The sequence below is a fragment of the Legionella donaldsonii genome, assembly GCF_900452385.1.
GTDB classification, from domain to species: Bacteria; Pseudomonadota; Gammaproteobacteria; order Legionellales; family Legionellaceae; genus Tatlockia; species Tatlockia donaldsonii.
The window spans coordinates 3,186,666-3,206,363 of record NZ_UGOA01000001.1; the positions used below are offsets into that span (position 1 = coordinate 3,186,666).

The following is a 19,698-nucleotide window of genomic DNA, read 5'->3' on the forward strand; positions in this document are numbered from 1 at the left end:
CTTTCGCAATAAATAACCCATTTTATTTCTACATAGGTAATTCTATTAATTATTTATTCTTACAGTGGAATTAATTAAACTAATTTAATAAATGAAAGATTTCGCCATATATGATAATATATCCATTTGTGGCGAAAATTACTATATATGGCGAATTATGTCAATCGATTTTGTGCTAGCTGAACTTCTAGAAAAATTTAATCTAAATGTTTTAGAGTTAGAAAGGATGACGGGTGTGCCGTCAAGCACAATTTATAGGTTGTTAAAAAACAAAAATGGGAATCCCACAATTGAGGTCTTAAAGAAATTATCATCTTTTTTTCAAATTACCGTGAGCCAATTAATTGGTGAAGAACCTATTGATTGTAAACAAATACCGTTGATTCAACCTACAGAAATATGTTCATTTTTAAAATTATCCCAAGAGGGGAGAACTCAATTCAATACAATTCCTATTGAATTTCCAACAAATAACCGGTGTTTTGCAACGTTCTCTCAAGACAATATGATGGAACCATTTATACTTGTAAACTCCATAGTTATTATCGATCCCGAGCGAGATATAACCAACAAGGATTTTGTTCTACTCATTAAAAATGAAAATGACTCCCCTAAAATTAGACAAATAATTTCAGATGGTGAGGATTTTTATATAAAAATCCTCAACTCAAATTTTCCTATACAAATTAAGAGAATAAATTTAAATGCATACACTTTTAAAGGGGTGATCGTCCATTACCGAACAAATCTTTTTGATATGGGAAAGAATAATACTCAGCATATTTTATCTACTTCCATGAGGGTGAAGACTAATTAACAAGGATAGTCCTGTGAAACTACCCATATTAAAAAATGTAAGAAATTACTTCTATACCATTGATAAGGGCACGTATTTGGTTTTACTTGGTATGTTGTATGCGACGATATTCTTCTGCTCTTTTGTAATGGGCTATAAAACAGTAGAACTATATGGCCGAATTTTATGCTCCTCTGTCTTTGTTTTTCCATTTCTTTTCCCACTTAATGATTCAATAACAGAACTACTAGGAGCTAGAGTTTCTTATTTTATGATTTTGGCAATTATTATTTGTGAGTTCCTATTCAGTTTTGTTACATATGGCTTATCACTGTTGTCATCACCTTCTAATTGGCACAATCAGGAAATCTATTCTATTTTTACCACCGGCTTTGTGCATATAGCATTTGCAGATTCAATTTCTCTAGCAATTGGTTTTTTTGCTAATACCTACGTAATGGATAGATGGGGAATGAAATGGTTTGGAAAGGGTTTTTTTAGAAGAAGCCTAGGTGCAACTGCTATAGGGGAATTGCTTTTTACAATTTCCACTAATTTAATAACATTTCATGTTCTAAGTGACGCCAGCATTCGAGATACAACCAATATCATTGTTTCGGATTATATATTGAAGATGCTATATTCTTTCATAATTTGCATACCAAACGCTTATTTAGTAAGTAAATTTAAAAAAATAATGCCTAACAAGACTATTTCATATAACAGTGAAAAGGTTCTAAATTTCAATCCGTCAAGAGTAAAGTATCGAACTTAATAACATTCTCTTTCTTTGCCTCTTTTCGTATTCTAAATTCTTGTTCGGTTTCATGGCTGCCAACGATATTTCCTATGCAAGCGCTATCTTCGGAACTAAACATCCTAAGACTTTCTATATTAGAATATATTTCCTTTGCTGGTTTAATATAAATTTTATTGGTTGAATCATTATAAACGATCAATGGTTGTTCCAATTGCTCAGAAAATTGATGCTTTATCAAGTGAAATTTTTTCTTATATTTAAATTCAATCAATCTTTTCTGATTCTCAAGCAGAGCTGCAATTATTCGATCGTAATCATCTTCGGAAAAAAAATTTTTAGCTCGCGCTTCTCTTAGAAGTTCTATCGGATCTTTTTTTAGCAAAGGAGTGCATTTACCATGCAGTTGTATCCAGAAATAGATTAACCCTGTTTCTGGGTCTACATTTTCTGATTCTATTTTAAAGGACGGTATTCTTAGTTCCTTAAAATAAGAAGATATTTTGAGAAAGAGCATTCGTTTACTAATCCCTTGATAAGCAATTGCCCGCAACCAATGGGATATTAACATATTCCTTGCATTCTGTATCTGGATTGTTTATTGATAAATGTAAAATTTCTCTCTTGCCTTGAGTTGCTTAATTATGAATGACCACGCTTATAAAAATCCAATTAAATATAGTGAAAACAATGCGTTACAATATAATTTTGCTATGAGTGTTTTAAGTAAAATATTTTTTTCCTCTAACGCAAGGGTGCTGGATATAGGATGTGGGGATGGAATCATTACACGCGAGGTTGCTAAAATTGTTAGCACTGGCTGTATAATAGGCACGGACATATCAACTCAAATGATTGAATATGCTTCGGAGAAATATTCAGCTCAAGACAATATGCGCTTTATTCAAATGGATGCAAGTAAGAATATTTTCCGCGCACAATTTGATATTATAACTTCATTTAATTGTTTGCATTGGGTGAAAGATCAGATGGGAGCCCTCAAAGGAATTGCAGACTCTGCCGTTGAAGGTGCCCAAATTGCATTGCTTTTATCTCACAAAAAATCAATTTACCATTATGTTTTGGATGAAATTTGTGCGAGTGAGAATTGGAAACAATATTTCACAGATTTTATAAATCCACGATTCTTCTCTGAGCCGAATGCGTATGAGGAAATGCTAATAGAAGCTGGATTAAAACCTATAGAGATTACTGAAGAAAAAATGACTTATACTTTTCTATCAAAAGAAAAGCTCAAAGGTTTCTTTAATGCTGCTAGTGCTCAAATTAAACAGATTCCAGTAAGTAGAACAGAAGAATTTTTAAACGAGTTTATAACTGAATATTTAAAGCAAACACATTGCGATGACGAAATAATTCCCGTCGATTTCTGGTGCTTACAAGTGATAGCAACCAAGCCTAAATTGGTATCAACAAAAGCCTTTGAACTTGCGAACCACGTTTGATCCACCGGATGGTGGAGGTACACTTTTTAGTTCTGCTTATAATTAGCTCCGGATACCCTATCGGATGAAAATTCACGTCTTGTAGCGATGCATTATCAGATGTAATCCATGCTCTAATATCCAAAGTAGATTATCAATATGGGTAATACCCTAGCTCAAATCTTTTGGTTGGATTTAAATCCTTATAAATTTGAGCCATATAATTTTCTGCATTTATTCCAATCGATAATGCTGGGGCGCATGGTGGAGAGTACGTTGATTTAAAGGACTATTGCGGATTGCTATCTGATGTAGGTTGGGTCGTGACCCAACCTACACCGGTTCGGAGTTTGGAATTGGCTTCCGCAATCGCTGAGAATTCCCCGCAATGATAGTCCGGAAGTTTTTGTTGGGTCGTGACCCAACCTACATGGTTCGGAGTTTGGAATTAGCTTTCGCAATCGCTGAGAATTTCCCGCAATGATAGTCCAGAGGTTTTTGTTGGGTCGTGACCCAACCTACATGGTTCGGAGTTTGGAATTGGCTTCCGCAATCGCTGAGAATTCTTAGCAATGATAGTCCGGAAGTTTTTGTTGGGTCGTGACCCAACCTACATGGTTCGGAGTTTGGAATTGGCTTCCGCAATCGCTGAGAATTCTTAGCAATGATAGTCCGGAAGTTTTTGTTGGGTCGTGACCCAACCTACATCGGTTCGGAGTTTGGAATTGGCTTCCGTATCTCTGAGAATTCCCGAAATGATATTCCAGAAGTTTTGTTGGGTCGCGACCCAACCTACATCGGTTCGGAGTTTGGAATTAGCTTCCGCATCTCTGAGAATTCCCGAAATGATATTCCAGAAGTTTTGTTGGGTCGCGACCCAACCTACATCGGTTCGGAGTTTGGAATTAGCTTCCGCATCTCTGAGAATTCCCCGGAATGATAGTCCGGAAGTTTTTGTTGGGTCGCGACCCAACCTACCTCTTACATACTCGGTTTTTGTGTTTGTGTTTCAGTGGGATCGACTAATTTATTCATACCAGTCAGTGATTTCAGAAAATCCACGACTTTTGCAAGGATTCCTCGGGTATCAAATATTTTTGTTGTCGTATCGTCGTGGTGATTTAATACCAGGTCGACGCATTCTACCGCAGGTTCTTTAGCGGTTAGATCAATGGAATAAACGGCTGTCCCACTGAGCAAATGCTCCCCTTCTGCTGCCACTAATGGCTTTACACCGTACTTGGAATTTGAATTCAAAAGCATTTTATCCAAATGCATGTCTTCTTTAATAATCAGCTTATTGTCTACCACAGTAAAACTCATCGTGCCATTAACGCCACTTGCCCCTACCATATGCCCTCTGGCTGAAGCGACGTCCGTAAGCCGGCTACGTAATGCACAAGGCACACCACCCTGATGAAATACTTGTTCCATGAATGCAAGCATTTTATCTTGCTCAGCCTTTGGCAGCTCGGCAAGCAGTGTTTCTCGCCAAACTGTTCTTAACTGTTCGCCGGTCAGGGTTTCGGCTGACAGTCCACGCGATGCAAGCAGTTTGTCAAACCTGATTCCGTTGACGGTAATATTTTCTTCTTCCCCTCTGGTCCAGTCTTTTACACACTGTTCAATATCACTTTTCTTTATCTTATCGTGCTTAAATAAAGAGGCTTGGCGGTACTGCCAGAATGGCGTAATAGTAGGCATGGTGACCTCTATCAATTAATTGCTCTCATAGCTCTATTTTAGATCTTTTTCATTACATAAAGATTAACAGTTGATCATTTTTGACTCTTTTAGATGGCTAAAGGGTGGCTTGAGCGCACGTGGATCTATAGATATATTCGTAATAAACAAATCGAAAAATGACCTTGCGTCTGGGAGGGAAATTATTGTAATCTTTTCTACCCTTCGAAGTATTAAATGGATTTAATTTTGTTAAGGATTAACCCGGGTCCGTGGATCCTGTCTTTGCTGTTGACCTTGTTTAGTTGTTGCGCTATTAGTACCGCTTGGTCATCTCAGGTTATTTATGGAACACAAAATGCGATGCGTTTTGTGGGGAAACCCCATAAGAAAATTTATTTCTTGCAATTAGGCGCGTTTTCTAACAAAAGTAACGCTCAAACTATAGCCAGGAAAATTAAAAGCAAAACCCAATTTCCTGTCACCATTACCCCTGTATCGACTATGTTTGCTGTTCGTATAGGACCTCTCAATGCACAGGAACTTCATCAACTTGGGGCAACATTTTCAGGGAATTTAAAGCAATGTTGCGTGCGGAAACCGATTGTTCCCCATCAGCAAACTCATCCAGTTCAGGTTAATCCTCCACGATTAACGCCAGCCAAGACAGCAAAGAATGCTAAAGCCACAACCTGGTTCGCCTCTTCTCCGGAAGCAACGAATAGTTGGTATCTGACAGCAAAGATTGGCGCTCAAAGAACCCATGTCGATGATCAATTAACAGTAGATAACGGCAGTGGTTTTTCTAGCCCTAGTGATAAAGATAGCTATACGATGGACTCAGAATCCTCGGCGGTGCTAGGGGTTGGTGGCGGTTACCGCTTTACTCATTTCATGGTTCCGGCGGTCTCGGTTGGAATCAATTATTCTCATTTCTTTAACAGAACAATTAACGGGCAAATTAGGCAGTACAGCTTGCCCGAATTCACCAATTATAATTATCAATGGAAGCTGTCATCCGATTTAATTTTAGCGTCATCAAAAATTAATATACTGGAAATCCATCATGTCGCGCCATTTATCCAGGGTGGTATTGGCGTCAGTATTAATCATGCGAGCGACTACAGCGAAACTGTACTGCCTAATGTAACACCACGCGTGAGTCCCGGGTTTTCCAATCACAACCAAACGTCATTTGCTTACCAGTTAGGTGCTGGATTGGATTGGGCGGTCAAACCCCAATGGTTGGTTTCTTTAGGATACGAATACACGGATTTAGGTAAATTCCGTTCAGGACCAGGTCTTCAAGAATGGAGTAACGCAACCTTATCGTCTCGAAACTTGACTAGCAACGCTGCGGTATTCGGAATGACCTATCTGTTTCATGGCTAGAACCAATTCCTGTGCACAGGCGGGGATCCGCAAACAGGCCAGGGATGAGAACGAAATACCACTGATTTTCAATGAGTGTAATTTTTAAGCGAGATGGCGTTTAAACGCCATCAGAATAATGAGAAAGGACCATCATGAACCGCTCTGCCCGTATCATCACAAGTTTTTTTCTATTCCTGGTTGCTTTTTTTGCTTATGCAGGGAAAGATCCAATCGCCTGGCGGGTTTCAAATACCTTTCCTGCACAAACCGCAGTGGGCCAAACGTATACCATTGTCTATACATTCACTAACCAGCTACCTTTTTCTTTAGTCAGGCCATTAGTTATCGAGCATCTGACAAGTTCTTCGGTGGAATTTATTTTTAATGACCAATGCACAGGTCGTCTATTAGCTTCAGGCGCATCCTGTACAGTCACTATCGCATTAAACCCAATGGTGATTGGCCAAAAATCCTTGAAATTGACTATCGCAGGCTATAGCAGGGATAGAGTCCCTTTACCAGAAATAACGACCATCGCAACGGGCCAGTCATTAAGTGCGGTCACCGTGGTTGTGACTGACTCCTTGCCATTCCAGGTAACGAATGGTTCCTCTTCCAGCTATAAATTTACCTTCACCAACAACAGTGCAATCGATGCAACGAGCCTATCAGTGGATGTCACGCAAACACTAGGGATACCAAATCACACCTCCACTTGTATCGGTACGCTTCCGGCAAACGGGGGAACTTGCTATGTAGAAGGGACTTATACAGTGACCTCGACTACTCCTTCTATCCAACAAGTCACTGCAACACTTTCTTATAGTGGCCCGCCCGATAGCCCTGTTCAAGCCAGTACATTAACCCAGGTAGTGAATCCGGCAGCGCCCCTGGTCGGCACCGTCGTGACGGAGTTCGCTTTACCGCCGTTGATTGTGCAAAACAGTATCCATCAAGTTCAGTTTTTATTTACAGCAACCGGTTCTGTCGATATTCCCGGGGGGGCAACGATTAGTTGTGATCAGGGAGGAAATGATTGTTCAGCAACACTATCAGCAGTCGCTGGGAGTTGTCTGATCCCTCAAACCCTCACCAATGCTGCTTGTCTGTTAACCGTGACGTTCACAGCCCCTGCAGCCAATAACCCACCTGATACCTATGTGTTAACAGCGCAGGTTCCTTATTCTGTTGGTGGCGTACCTCAACCTGCTGCTACGGCGATTACTTCTGGCTCTGTCGTCGCGGCATTGCCAACAAGCAGAACCGTTACGCTGGTTAATGACTGTGATTTCGATGTGTGGTTTTCACTGAATGGCAGCAGCTTGACCAGTACACCGAATTGCCCAACTCAAGCTTGCCCTGCTGGTACCAGCTGTAATACCTCGACCCACAAATGCTATTGGAATAATCCCACGCCCAATATTGTTGTTGCTCCCCAGGCTTATTTATTAACTGCCAGTGGCGGCACCAATAATGTGACTATCGATGTGAATCCAGGGACCGATCCCAGTATTCAATGGAGCGGCAATATCTCTGCAAGTACGCTATGTAATGGAACATCATCCTGCCAACAAGCCTCTTGCGGTAATAATGGTGGCAGTACAGCCTGTGCACCGGGAGTAGGGTTCACCCAACCGGCAACCCAGGCTGAAATCACGATGAATCTTACCAGTGCAGATAGCTATGATGTGGAAGTGATCAATGGTTTCCACATCCCGATTTCGATGCAACCGGTTTATTATCAATCCGGGGCAACTTCAATTCCGGCCACTCCCAATAACTACAATTGTGGAACACCGGGTAATAACGTAGCAACTAATGGATTTGGTGCCTGCAATTGGAATAACGCGGTAGTACCGGTTATTAATCAAGTGCCGGGTAATGGATTTTATTGGGTTACGAACGGCGGAACATCTTGTTCTATTACTGCAGGCAATCAGGGTTGCCCAGCGAATACATTCTGCGGGCTCGATAGCAGTTTTAACCAGGTCTGTGGAAATTTCCTGGGATACTGGTCTGCTGATCAAGTCTGCGGCGCTAGTCCTCCTGCCGCAGTGCAAAGCTACTTTAAATGTAATCAGTCACTCCCCACGGCGACTACACCGTTTTATCCATCCGGAGCAGTTTTATCTAATTTGATGCTATGCGCTGTTCCTACCGGTTATACCGGTCCAAGATATAATACCTGTTATAATGCCTATCCAGGATACTCAGCGACCGACATAGCGCAATGTTGCGGCTGTGCTGACTGGTGGAACCCGGCACAAACAAATAATGTGGCTATTGCTGCCAATTCCAATACCCAAAGTTGTACGCAAGTGGGCGCTTCGCAACCACAAACCAATGCTCAGTGGAATTCCCTTGTTCAACCGATGATTCAATGGATGAAGCAGGCGTGCCCCTCAGCCTATGTTTATCCTTTTGATGACAAAACAAGTGGTTTTGGTTGTACCAATAACATCAATGTAGCCGGGGAACCTAATTCTACCAGTTATATCATCACCTTCTGTCCTGGTGGTATTACGGGGCTTCCCGCTGGAATTAATGAGGGACGGGGATAATCTTCCGGGTTAAAGCCTGCTGGCTTTAACCCGAATTGCTGAAGGTGTCTTATTTACTGTGTTCCTGACTCACTCATTACCCTGGTTAAAAAGTCCAGTGGTTCTGCAATAATTTTTTGCTTGTCACTGTGAGACAGCTTTTTAATGTAGCGCTCTATTCTCAATGCCTGAGCCTTGGAGCCATTAATTTTCCAGGACTGGGCGATACAAACCGGTTTAAAACTGCGTGTATATTTACATCGTCCCGTACCATTAACATGCGATTGATAGCGTTTATCCAGATCCGTGGTATAGCCGGTGTAATAGGTATTGTTGCTGCACAGTAAAATGTAAACCCAGTAACATTGATTCTCTGTTGCCATTGCCTCTTCACCTAAATCATTCCAGTGATTCATTATATTCTTTCCAACAGGCCCGGCCTAGTTAACCTGCCATAAAATAATAAGAAGACCTTGAGCGATTTCAATTTAATAACCAATTGAATTAATTTGATTTTTTATGAATAAGCCACTGACGGGCGATCGATGGACTATAATGGATAGTAAAGAAGCGTTTGCTAATATTTTACATTAAAAATGGTCAAAACATGACCACATAAATTGTATAATAGGTCTTACAGGCTGATTGATAGCGAGAAGAATGATGGCTGATCAAAAAGACAAAGAGTTGGAGAAAGAAAGAAGAGAGCTTGAAGGCGAACTGAATCACGAATTGGAGAAATCAAAAGACATCGATGAGAAGAAGCCTTTTGATTGGCTTCTGCATATGATGAAAAGTTTTTTGCTGACTTTTCAGTTAATGTTTTTCCCCCAAAGTGATAAGAAAGAAGAAGAGGATCAAAAGAAAAGCTTTGAAAAAGAAGATAGCACTGTAGAAGAAGATACTAATACAGAGCTTTCTGACTCCAAAATGCTGAAGGGGCTTGGCGCTCAACCCAAACCAAGTACTCCAAAACCGGTTCCCGTGATACCAATAAACCCATTGGATATGGATCCCGATGAGGAAGACAAAGATGAGGAGGAAGAGGACTTGGATCAAAATGATAAGTTTGCCACTCCGTTTGATATGAATCCTCTTTCAACCAAATTGCAGCGGAAAAAATAGCCGTTGAAGATCAGCCCTCACTTATTTTCAACCCCTACCGGATAGGGGTGTTTTTTATATACCGATAAATTTATTGATTTCAGGAACGATCATCTTGCGAAATTTACTGCCATTGAATAATCCATAATGGCCGACACCTTCCGCCAGATAATATTTTTTCATCTTGGCAGGAAGATTTTTGCATAAATCAATGACTGATTTCGTTTGCCCAAGTCCAGTAATGTCATCCCGCTCACCTTCAATGATTAACAGCGAAGTATTTCTTATATCGTGTAATCGAATGTCTTTTCCTTTTGATTTATAGCGTCCTTTTACCAGTAATTGCTCTTGAAAGACGGTATGAATCGTTTGCATATAAAATTCAGCGGTTAAATCCATTGTAGAAAAATATTCAAGGTAAAACTGGATAATTTTCAAAGCCTTATCGCGGTGGTTTACGGCATAGCTATTAATAGCATTTTTAAGTGACTCCATGTGCCGTGGTAAATTCATACTCATAAAACCGGACAACTGCATAAATCCCGGATAAACAAGCCTCATCGCACCAGGAAAACGACTTGGAACCATTGAAATCACATTCTGATGAAACCAATCATCATCCCTGGAAGCAACGAGTTCGTTAACTGCAGTGGGTGATTGAGACGTATCAATGGGCCCTCCTAACAAGATAGCCGAGCGCGGTAATTTGGGATCATTGTCGGTTGACATTAATGCGAGCGCTGCCAATACAGGAACTGTAGGTTGGCAAACAGCCAAAACATTCAGATCAGGCCCTAAGAGTTTGAAATAGGAAATGATATAAGCAATAAACTCATCTAAATCAAACCCCCCTTCTTTTAGCGGGACATCACGGGCATTTTTCCAATCGGTGATGTAAACATCATAGAAAGGTAATAGCCCTCTCACTGTATCTCTGAGCAAGGTTGCATAGTGGCCTGACATAGGTGCAACAACCAGCAATTTAGGGAAGGGTTTTTCCCGCAAGATCTCTCTTTTTTTAAAGCGAATTAAATTGCAAAAACTTTTTTGATCGATGGTTTCCTCATAAATATCACAATAATCATCCCCTAATTTAACTTCCTTGATATCAAATGCCGGTTTTTCATAAATATTAGTGATCATATGGTACACATACAGGTAGCCAGCAACCTCCCTGTAATTTTGTATTCCTGCTTGGGCGATATTTTTTAATAGTTCATTTTGTAATTCAGAAAGAAAGGGAATAGTCATTGGTAGGCTCAAGGTATCTGCCAGCCGTTGAAAGCGTTTTGATAGGGTGTGGCAATAATCCGAATAAGGCTGAATAGCCCTCATAGTAAAATCGTACCAATTATAAAGGGAGCGATTATCGAGCGGGTTCTGTAACATAGAAGTTCCTTGTCTATTTTGTCACGGTTTTACACCCCAATTACTCTGCTTAGTATAGGATCACTTCTGAAATAAGAGTAGACATGGAGAAGCCGGGGTCAAACGATTTAACCTGAGCAAGGGATGTCTCCCCTTTGTCAGTTTTTCCACAAGCGGCTTTTTAGTCTTAATACCTTTTCACTCTTAAAATAGAACAAAAAGAGTATAATTTACAGTTTCTTACTTCACCTCAATCGTTTCAATTAAAATCACCTTTAAAAACCGAGCTATTCTTAATGTGATAGGCTTTATCAATGAGCAATACCTTAACCAAGGTCAGTTAAAACGTGTAAAAACGATGATTGAAGAGGACAAAAGGGAATGGAGGGAAACTATGAAACTAAGCAAAATGGGTGCGCGTAACGAACCAAAAGATTTGCTCTATTTTCAAAACCTGGTACCTGGCACATCGGATTCACCCTTTATTGATCGGTATAAAAAAGAATGTTTGGACGATAATGATCCCGATAATGAACGAAGAAAATCGTTGTTAGACGAATTTCCACCCATCCTTTCCTTTTCTGCGCAGCAGAAGAAAAAGTTTTATGAAGATGAAGCCAGGATGTGTTCATTTTGCTGCGGCGGAGTGCTCACTAGCGATAATGGCCTCAAGAATATAGACAACTACATGTATTCAAATAATTCTGGCAAGCTCTATGAAGGCAGTGCGGCGAATATAAAAAGCCAGCTGCAAGAGGAGGCACGCCAGGAAAAATTTGGCAGTGCCGAGCAAAGTCAACGAATTACTGAGATAAGCCAGTTTAGTGCAGTCGTGGATCAACGAGAGAAAAACAGTGCTCCCGCAATGACCAACGCCGCAACACAAAAACAATCAAGCACCCTCAATCCTTTAAAAACGGATCTTAAACCACCTGAGGCTGATTAGGGTTATCCAATGAGGGCAACCTACCTGGCCAATCACACGGTTGTCCTCATTTCTCTGGCGGCCTCAATGGATTCTGGCGGTAAAATCTCCTCATTAACTCATAAACCTCAGGATAATACCGTTTAATAACCATCGGCCTCTCGAAAAAAATCTCGCTAAAAACAGCAAAAAACTCGGCCGGGGAGGTCAATGCATAGGGATTAATGGGAATCGTTTTGTGCTGTTCTAACTGGATTTCCAAGTCGGCATAGGCGCGATTGAAAACCGTTGCCCACTGTCGTACCGACATCCATCGATGGAGTGGTGGCAAACCATTGGCTTTTCCGTTGAGCATATCTAATTTATGTGCAAATTCATGAATCACTACATTAGAACCATCATTTTCACTGTGATTTAAGGTATCCCCCCAGGACAAAATGACCGGACCGTGTTGCCAGGATTCACCACTCAGATTCGCCACGCCCTGGTGGACTATGCCACATTCATCCACTTCAACATTCTCCCTGCGGTAAGCGCCAGGATAGATAATTACGGAAACCCATCCTTCATACCAGTCTAATCCAAGATTTAAGATTGGCAGACAAGCCTGCAGCGCGATGGCTATGCGTACAGCGGAGGTTATTTCAAAACCTCCCGCACCTTCCAGGGACTTATAGTGAAGAAATAAAATAGCTAATTTTTTTAACTTTATCTTCTCGTCCTCACTTAAACGATGGAGCAACGATAAATTTCTGAAAGCAGTTTGCCATTCCATATCGGTGATCGCTGAGTGCCTGATTAGATACCCATGCCACCAATTTTTTATCCATTGAAACATTCCTATTCCCTTATAACGTATTACTCTTTTCGAAACTCGTGCAGAACCTCAGTGTACACGTCAGTCCATGAAGATTCGAGCACCGTATCGACGAAGCAATTCAACGATTCGAACTCGAGATATATCTAATCACTAACCCCGTATCTTTTTCCCCTCTTTCAACCAGTAATTGATAAAAGGTTATTATGATTTCTGCTGCCGTCTTTTTATCTAAAGCGGAATCATCAGGATGTTGAAAAGTCATTTCTACCTTTTTCTCACCATACTTTGTTGATAGTGTTTCAATGATTTTGTTGAGTATCATTTGAGCCTTGATCCTATCTGCTTTAGGTAACGGAGGCTGAGGCGTTTCCAACGCACTTTTTATGATGTTCTGATTGGCTGCGGGTATAGGGTTTTCAGGACCTTCGGAGACTAATTCTATTTCTTTCTCACTCAATTTATCGGCAAAAATATTGGGGTATTCCAGGAATAAGACTAACACAGGATTAATTGCGTCAAGTTTATTGTAATAATCAATAGTGGCTTTCACCTGGTTATAAATGGCTTCATTAGTTGCCTGTGCACCATATTTTGTCATTTGCGAGCTAACCAATTCACTGGTGTAGGCAATAACATTTTGTGAATCATTATGAATGATGTCTTTTTTTGTTTTATCGATATACTCTTTAAACGCCTGCGGTGATTTTTGGGCAAGTAAATCGAAGAAAGTAGACTCTTTCCTTAAATCATTCTCAAAGCTCCAGGCCTGGTAGTAAGGTACGCCATGCCATTTCACTATCAACAGAACAACAACGACTGCAAAAGCAGTTGCCCCTAATATCGTTTGGGGTTTATTGCGGAAATAATATTGCAATCCACCGACGAGTAAAGCAGTTAGTGCACCAACAACCAGATATAGCCAAATCATAATAGATGGTCACCTTAATTGAATTGGTTTTGTCCATGCTCTTCTATTAGGATAGTTGTTATTTATAAAACTGGATCAGATGGCAGTAAAAAACTAACTCACAGAAACAACAGGATTGATGGTTTTATATTAGAAAAACAACAGTTATGATGTTTTATTGTCGCAGGACTTAAAAAGGAATTGGTATGACGCCGAAGATAAGGGACATTCTAATTAAAATTAGGGAGCAACGACCTTTCATACTCAATATGACGGACTATTTCCCGGTCGACCTGGTAGCGAATGGAGTGCGAAGTATCGGTGCATTACCTATTATGAATAATGCCAGGCAAGAAGTAGAGGAGTTACTGAACCTATCCAGGGCGGTTGTGATTAATCTGGGAAAACTGGACAATGATTTTATCAAACTGTGTAATCACATCTGTAAAACAGCCAATCAATTCAAAATCCCTATTATTTTAGATCCGGTAGGTGCGGGGGCCAGTCACTATAGAACGGATACCGCCATCGAAATTATCAATAATCACGCTATTTCCGTTATTCGCGCTTATCCCAGTGAAATTGACGGTTTATTGACTGGGCAAATCGGGCTGCAAAATCATAGTGCCACCAATCTCACGGTCATGACTGAAAAAGCTCAACGATTAGCAGGGAAATACAAGTTAACGGTTGTTGTCAGTGGAAAAAGACATATTGTGGCTGATAAGGATAAAGTGGACTCTTTTAATTTTGACTCCAATCTGCTGCAACGAGTAGCTGGTATAGGCAGTTTGCTTTCCGCCATTATTGGCGTTTTCCACTCAGTCGAGGAAGACCGGTACATCGCTGCTAGAAATGCAGTGGAGTTTTATGCCCATTGCGTTGGCCCCACTTCCTGCGATGCCCCTGGCCCAGCTTCTCTAATTACAAGGATTATTGACAAACTATATATCAATTCATCTGAAGCGTTAATTCAGTCATTGTAATTCAACCTCCTGGACTTCTTCCAGAATGCAGAAAATTGGCAGGGCTAGAGTGTGGTGAGCGTTTTAAAAGCCCAGTCCATGCGATCCTGAATTTATTTCATCATTTGAATGATTGGTAGTCCCTTTATCTTTAGGGGGCAGTGGTGGATTGTTTGAGAATAGCGGAAGCTTTGAGTTTAGATAAGTATACGCATAGGAACCCAGGGAGTAGGTTACATTGGTAACAGCTGCTGCAGCCAAAATAGTCCCAGTACCTTTGGCAGTCTGCCAAGCTGCATTTTGAAAAAAGCGTAACATAATTCTATCCCTAATAAATTTAGTTGGCTTAAAAATATCCATTATACAGCAAATGAGGCAGGAAAACCATTTTTATAAACAAAGATGGTTTTCCTGGCCCGGGCACACTAACTGGTTAGGGCCCTTTGGGAGTTTCTTGAGGTGGGACTTGAGTATTTCCTACAGAAGAGCCCTCTTCAGTAACAGGGGGTTTAGCAAAAAATCCCTGTGAATTATTTCCAGGCTGAAACCGCTCAGGAACAATCGCTTTCAATGGCTCAGTTCCCAATGTTTCACCGACCCCTGATACGATAGAATAAATCATTGCGGTGAGCCCCATTCGGATAGGCAGCTGTTTGGCAGCATTTCCAAAAAAGCTATACATGGCCTGCTTTGGATTACTTTTAACTGTGTTAATAATCTCTTGGGCGATACTCAGGGTACTTCTAGTGGATAAGCGACCCTCACTGTTAACAGTCGTTCGAACCACCGTATAATCGCAAGCGACAGCGAAAGGATAGGCGAAGAAAGCAGCCATTGACCCGCTTATAGCACCCGCAACAAAGTGCTGGGCCTTTTTATCCTGGATACGTAGATTTCTTGCAATGTAGGGTTCTATAACAAGAAGACTGGTGTAATTAGTCAATCCAGCCAGATATGCCGGTAGAAATCCCGCTTTCATGGCCTGCAAAATGTTAGCAGGCTTGGTAAATTTAAAGTTCTCAGGTAACAGTCCGGGTATTTTTCGCAACGTCGTGTATGTGCCGGGAACCTGGGTTACGAACATATCACCTAAAGTCGCGGATACAACAAATCCCATCTTTTGCTTCGAGAGTTGCTTGGCTCTCCCTTCTTGAATCAGTTCTTCTTCTCTAATTAGAGAGGCCGCTTCTTCACTTAAACCTTCAACAGGCTTGTTCCCTTTAACGCCAGTTACATAAGCCGTTCTTACTGCCGAACCTTTTAAAGACATCGTGGTTCCAGCATACAAAGTCCTCACAATGGATAAAAAACCAATGTTGGGGGTGGTGCCGGGAGGCATAAACGTCCCATTCATGCTCAGGTGCGCAAGCGCAGTTCTTGCCGGGCTCTGTACCAGTGCGATACTACCGCTGGTTATGGCAGCCACTGTAGTGAAATTTAAAGCATTCCAAGTCATTTGATGCCATTCTTGTCGCGTTAAACCGAACATCCCAGCCCATTTTGCGCGTAATGTATTTTGCGCCTGCATTGTAGGCGCTTCTCTTTTTTCTCTACCCATTTTTAACCTCTTTATGTCGAGCTTCTTCTATGTTTGCGCTAACTATAAAGAGCAATTATTAACAAAATATTAACAGATTAGATTTTATAAATTCACCATGAATAAAAAAATGGCACGAATTGTTTGGCGATAAGTCAATATGGTTGCAAGATAATCATTTAGTACAAATTATTAGTAATTTAGGTTCTTTTTTTGGAGTTCCCAAAAAAGAAAAATAACTGCTTTTCCACTCAATGATCGCTTAAATGCATAATTTCTTTTAAGTCTGTCTTCTCAGGAGTCAATCTTTAAAGAGATAAAGATATTCTCCATAACCGGCCTGTTCCATTTTCTCCTTCGGAATAAATTTCAGGGCGGCAGAGTTCATACAATAGCGTAACCCGGTTGGTTTGGGGCCATCTTGAAAGACATGGCCTAAGTGGGAGTTTGCGTATTTAGAACGAACTTCTGTTCGTACAATGAAGAAATAACGTCTATCAGCATGCAAAACCAGATAGGACGCATCGATTGGTTTTGTAAAACTGGGCCATCCTGTTCCTGAATCATACTTATCTTTGGAGCTAAACAAGGGCTCCCCCGAAATAATATCAACATAAATCCCTTCTGCTTTATTATCCCAATAAGGATTATCAAAGGCTTTTTCTGTTCCTTCATTTTGAGTCACGTCATACTGCAAGGGATTAAGCTTTTTAAGTTGTTCTGATTTATTAAATTGAGGCGTATAAGCCAGCCCATTAGTCCATAAATAAGAGTGTGCAAATCAGTCTTATCATGCCTCCACCTCCGCCCGCGTATCCACGTGATGTGGCAGGACAATTAAAGCCTGCTTAGGGGTTTTCCCTGGAAAGAGTTTTTTATTGTTTTAATGAGGCCATATCAATAACAAAACGATATTTCACATCACTCTTTAACATACGTTCATACGCTTCATTAATTTTTTGGATCGGGATCATTTCGATATCCGGTAATACCTTATGTTTAGCACAAAAATCCAGCATTTCCTGCGTCTCTTTAATTCCACCAATCAGTGATCCGGCAACACACTTGCGCCCGAAAACTAAAGGACGCGTATCTAATGGTGATTGAAGTATCTCCACTGCGCCAACAATAACCATCGTGCCATCGCGCTTTAATAAGTTCAGGTAAGGATTGAGATCATGAGTCCTGGGAATGGTATTGATCATAAAATCAAAATAGTTGGCAAATTGAGCCATCATTTCTGCATCAGTAGAAATTAAAACCTTGGATGCACCCAGGCGCCTGGCATCTTTTTCCTTATCTGGCGAGGTGGTTACCATAGTGACTTCCGCACCCAGTGCATGGGCAATTTTAATCGCCATGTGTCCCAAGCCACCTAAGCCAATCACACCTACTTTATCTCCCTTTTTAACGTTCCAGTGACGCATTGGTGAATACGTGGTAATCCCGGCACAAAGTAAGGGAGCAACGGCTTTAACATCCAGGGAGGCAGGTACTTTTAAAACAAAATCCTGATTGACGACAATGCTGTCGGAATAACCGCCATAGGTCATACCACCCGTTTCTTTCTCGGGGCTATTGTAAGTGAATACTTGCCCAGTCTCGCAATATTGCTCCAGTCCATCCTGACAGCTGGCGCATGTCTGACAGGAGCCGACAAGACATCCAACCGCAACGGTTTCACCTACGTTTCGCACCAAGATAAACGATTTTTATAATTATTCTGTTCAATAGCCAGGCAGGAGAAGCCTGTGCCACGCGCAGATTCTGCGGCAAGTCCATAGATTTCAAGAGCATACTGACCAAAATAAGAAATGATTTGTTGATGTACTGGTTTTAGATTAGTTACCACACGATGTTTTTGATCGTTTGTCAGGATGGTTACAACAGCTATCACGTTCATCAGCTCAGCAATCCATTTCATTGTGGGATTTTGTACTGGCTTACCCAGCTGATTGGGAAGTGCTTCATCATGCTCCTTTAAGCATTGCCTGATGTGAGCTTGAGCAAAATTGTACACCATGAGACAAAGCGTCATTACCATCATCAAGGCTGTAATTCGCTCAGGTGTTTTAAGGAAGAAAGAGTCCAGTTCGAAGGCATTGTTTTTCATGAATTTAAAGCTTGATTCGACACAGGATTGCTCTTTATATTGTTGAAGCATGGCATGATTATTCAATAGCGAGCTATCACATTGATTACTGGCCAAAATAAAGCGTCCCAGTGTTTCTTTTTTAGCACCCACCCTCTCCAGACAGGTAGAAAGACAGGCTTGTATTTGATATCCAATCACCATTTTTTGAGCTCCAGGTTTTGGGCGACCTTTCCCTGTATGGCGTTCAACAGGTAGAATCTCATAATGAATTTGGTGGTATTTGAGTGATTTGATGAGCGGTTTTAATGCCTGCTTTGCATCGTCAGGACATTGAAAGACCTGGTGACCAAGATGCCATAAGGATTTAATGAGCTCTTGAGATTTTTTATCCAAATGCCTCTGAAAAGTCTTTAGCTCTCGCAACCTCGCCTGTTGCGACTCAATCAAAACCCAGCGTTGTGGAATACCATAAAGAACCGTTTCATGAACACTTCCACGATAGTTTGCATCAAACGGCTCCCAGGTCAGAGCATCACAAGGCTTGTTCAACAATACTTTGGCTTCATTAAGCTGTGCAGGTACTCGGGTTATCCAAAACACGTTATTGAGGCTTGCCAACTGCTCTGGAACATAAAAGGCGGCATCAACCACAAAACAAAGGCCATCAGGCATCCCATGAATACTTTGTGTAAACGCTTGCACCCTCCTAACCGTCTCTTGGAAACTTGTTTTATCACTACTATTCCCATCTAAGGCCTCCATCCATAAGGGGATATTCGCAGCTCCTCCTTGTACTAGTGACAGCATCACTTGCTTTAGATCAGAGCGATTCGCTTTGGAATATCCGTAGTCTGGTTGCGCAATCCCGGGCGCGGCCTCTTCTGTGTCATAGCGGCCGTAAAGAACAAAGCTTGTACTGTCTAAATGCAGTCTCTGGCTTAGTAAATTTTTTTCTCGGGCAATCTCAAAAGCCAATTCCGAATAAAGCCTGGTCACACCGTATTCTGCGATTTTATCCAGGCAGCGACCAAGACTGTCATCATTCAGGTGTGCCGCGTCTAGTTCTGAACCAAGCAGTTGAGCCACAGGCTTATCTTGGAAAAAATGCGGCGTCATATACAACCGGCTATTCATAAAACCCAACCCATTGATAACCATCGCCGCTACTCGACGACCATAGCTTACCACGCCTCCTTTTTTTTCATTTAACTCAAGGCGTGCATCAATTCTCTCTATTATCCCTAATTCTCTAATCGTTGCTGCAACAAGTCCTAAATGCCCCAATTGCTCTGAACTTACTGTATCTCGATTCAGCATCCTTCTCTCCAATAGGTCTTTGGGAGACAAGGGTACCTGATTCTTCTCTTGTGGGCTGTGATCTT

Annotated in this window: 19 protein-coding genes; 8 read left to right on the forward strand and 11 right to left on the reverse strand. The window is 41.2% G+C overall.

All coding sequences use genetic code 11. The annotated features are described in order from the left end of the window. Positions 1 to 157: 157 nt before the first annotated feature. Positions 158 to 817 carry a helix-turn-helix domain-containing protein gene (locus DYC89_RS14430; protein WP_181879417.1) on the forward strand — a complete coding sequence of 220 codons (660 nt, stop codon included), beginning with the start codon at positions 158 to 160 and terminating at the stop codon, positions 815 to 817. Between the two features lie 13 nt (positions 818 to 830). After that, on the forward strand, positions 831 to 1,571 hold the full coding sequence (locus DYC89_RS14435) for a VUT family protein (RefSeq protein ID WP_115222414.1): 741 nt from the start codon (positions 831 to 833) through the stop codon (positions 1,569 to 1,571). Here the strand turns inward: DYC89_RS14435 and DYC89_RS14440 are convergent. After that, entirely contained in the window at positions 1,540 to 2,124 is a 585-nt protein-coding gene (locus DYC89_RS14440; RefSeq protein ID WP_115222415.1) for a hypothetical protein, read from the reverse strand. The genes DYC89_RS14435 and DYC89_RS14440 overlap by 32 nt on opposite strands. Before the next feature lie 73 nt (positions 2,125 to 2,197). Here DYC89_RS14440 and DYC89_RS14445 point away from each other — a divergent pair, with 73 nt between their 5' ends. Further along, the gene (locus tag DYC89_RS14445; RefSeq protein ID WP_115222416.1) at positions 2,198 to 3,019 is read left to right on the forward strand and encodes a class I SAM-dependent methyltransferase; all 822 of its coding nucleotides are present in this window, start codon (positions 2,198 to 2,200) and stop codon (positions 3,017 to 3,019) included. Positions 3,020 to 3,979: 960 nt separating this feature from the next. Here DYC89_RS14445 and DYC89_RS14455 read toward each other — a convergent pair. Then, complete coding sequence (locus DYC89_RS14455) at positions 3,980 to 4,702, reverse strand: hypothetical protein (RefSeq protein ID WP_115222418.1); 723 nt, start codon at positions 4,700 to 4,702, stop codon at positions 3,980 to 3,982. A gap of 228 nt (positions 4,703 to 4,930) precedes the next feature. Here DYC89_RS14455 and DYC89_RS14460 point away from each other — a divergent pair, with 228 nt between their 5' ends. Together DYC89_RS14460 and legT are read left to right on the forward strand one after the other, a co-directional pair. After that, positions 4,931 to 6,073 carry an outer membrane beta-barrel protein gene (locus DYC89_RS14460; RefSeq protein WP_245954017.1) on the forward strand — a complete coding sequence of 381 codons (1,143 nt, stop codon included), beginning with the start codon at positions 4,931 to 4,933 and terminating at the stop codon, positions 6,071 to 6,073. A 134-nt stretch (positions 6,074 to 6,207) separates the two neighbouring features. Beyond that, on the forward strand, positions 6,208 to 8,616 hold the full coding sequence (gene legT / locus DYC89_RS14465; RefSeq protein ID WP_115222420.1) for a Dot/Icm T4SS effector LegT: 2,409 nt from the start codon (positions 6,208 to 6,210) through the stop codon (positions 8,614 to 8,616). 53 nt (positions 8,617 to 8,669) lie between these two features. Here legT and DYC89_RS14470 read toward each other — a convergent pair whose 3' ends face one another. Further along, positions 8,670 to 9,011, reverse strand: a complete 342-nt coding sequence (locus tag DYC89_RS14470) for a GIY-YIG nuclease family protein (RefSeq protein ID WP_245954018.1) — start codon at positions 9,009 to 9,011, stop codon at positions 8,670 to 8,672. Positions 9,012 to 9,255: 244 nt separating this feature from the next. Between DYC89_RS14470 and DYC89_RS14475 the strand changes: the two genes are divergently transcribed. Continuing rightward, positions 9,256 to 9,720: a hypothetical protein gene (locus DYC89_RS14475; RefSeq protein ID WP_115222421.1), complete on the forward strand. Its 465-nt coding sequence runs from the start codon at positions 9,256 to 9,258 to the stop codon at positions 9,718 to 9,720. Between the two features lie 54 nt (positions 9,721 to 9,774). Here the strand turns inward: DYC89_RS14475 and phaZ are convergent, their stop codons facing one another. Then, positions 9,775 to 11,088 carry a polyhydroxyalkanoate depolymerase gene (phaZ, locus tag DYC89_RS14480; RefSeq protein ID WP_115222422.1) on the reverse strand — a complete coding sequence of 438 codons (1,314 nt, stop codon included), beginning with the start codon at positions 11,086 to 11,088 and terminating at the stop codon, positions 9,775 to 9,777. 373 nt (positions 11,089 to 11,461) lie between these two features. Here phaZ and DYC89_RS14485 point away from each other — a divergent pair, with 373 nt between their 5' ends. Next, positions 11,462 to 12,013 carry a hypothetical protein gene (locus DYC89_RS14485; protein ID WP_115222423.1) on the forward strand — a complete coding sequence of 184 codons (552 nt, stop codon included), beginning with the start codon at positions 11,462 to 11,464 and terminating at the stop codon, positions 12,011 to 12,013. A gap of 46 nt (positions 12,014 to 12,059) precedes the next feature. On the opposite strand, the gene DYC89_RS14490 is transcribed toward DYC89_RS14485, so the two are convergent. Next, positions 12,060 to 12,830, reverse strand: a complete 771-nt coding sequence (locus DYC89_RS14490) for a zinc-dependent peptidase (RefSeq protein ID WP_115222424.1) — start codon at positions 12,828 to 12,830, stop codon at positions 12,060 to 12,062. 100 nt (positions 12,831 to 12,930) lie between these two features. Further along, positions 12,931 to 13,740 (reverse strand): hypothetical protein, encoded by an 810-nt coding sequence (locus DYC89_RS14495; RefSeq protein ID WP_115222425.1) that lies wholly within the window; start codon positions 13,738 to 13,740, stop codon positions 12,931 to 12,933. Between the two features lie 185 nt (positions 13,741 to 13,925). Between DYC89_RS14495 and DYC89_RS14500 the strand changes: the two genes are divergently transcribed. Continuing rightward, positions 13,926 to 14,705: a hydroxyethylthiazole kinase gene (locus DYC89_RS14500; RefSeq protein ID WP_115222426.1), complete on the forward strand. Its 780-nt coding sequence runs from the start codon at positions 13,926 to 13,928 to the stop codon at positions 14,703 to 14,705. 63 nt (positions 14,706 to 14,768) lie between these two features. Here DYC89_RS14500 and DYC89_RS14505 read toward each other — a convergent pair whose 3' ends face one another. The 5 genes from DYC89_RS14505 to DYC89_RS14525 form a co-directional block, all read right to left on the reverse strand. Further along, the gene (locus tag DYC89_RS14505) at positions 14,769 to 15,002 is read right to left on the reverse strand and encodes a hypothetical protein (RefSeq protein WP_115222427.1); all 234 of its coding nucleotides are present in this window, start codon (positions 15,000 to 15,002) and stop codon (positions 14,769 to 14,771) included. 115 nt (positions 15,003 to 15,117) lie between these two features. Then, a complete protein-coding gene (locus DYC89_RS14510; RefSeq protein WP_115222428.1) occupies positions 15,118 to 16,242 on the reverse strand; it encodes a hypothetical protein in 1,125 nt (374 codons plus the stop codon). A 280-nt stretch (positions 16,243 to 16,522) separates the two neighbouring features. Further along, positions 16,523 to 16,972, reverse strand: coding sequence for a peptide-methionine (R)-S-oxide reductase MsrB (gene msrB / locus DYC89_RS14515; protein WP_115222429.1), 450 nt, complete (start codon positions 16,970 to 16,972; stop codon positions 16,523 to 16,525). A 124-nt stretch (positions 16,973 to 17,096) separates the two neighbouring features. Beyond that, positions 17,097 to 17,918: an NAD(P)-dependent alcohol dehydrogenase gene (locus DYC89_RS14520; protein WP_245954020.1), complete on the reverse strand. Its 822-nt coding sequence runs from the start codon at positions 17,916 to 17,918 to the stop codon at positions 17,097 to 17,099. After that, positions 17,906 to 19,633 (reverse strand): IS1634 family transposase, encoded by a 1,728-nt coding sequence (locus DYC89_RS14525; protein WP_115220201.1) that lies wholly within the window; start codon positions 19,631 to 19,633, stop codon positions 17,906 to 17,908. Before DYC89_RS14525 ends, DYC89_RS14520 begins: the two co-directional genes overlap by 13 nt. Between the last annotated feature and the right edge of the window lie 65 nt (positions 19,634 to 19,698).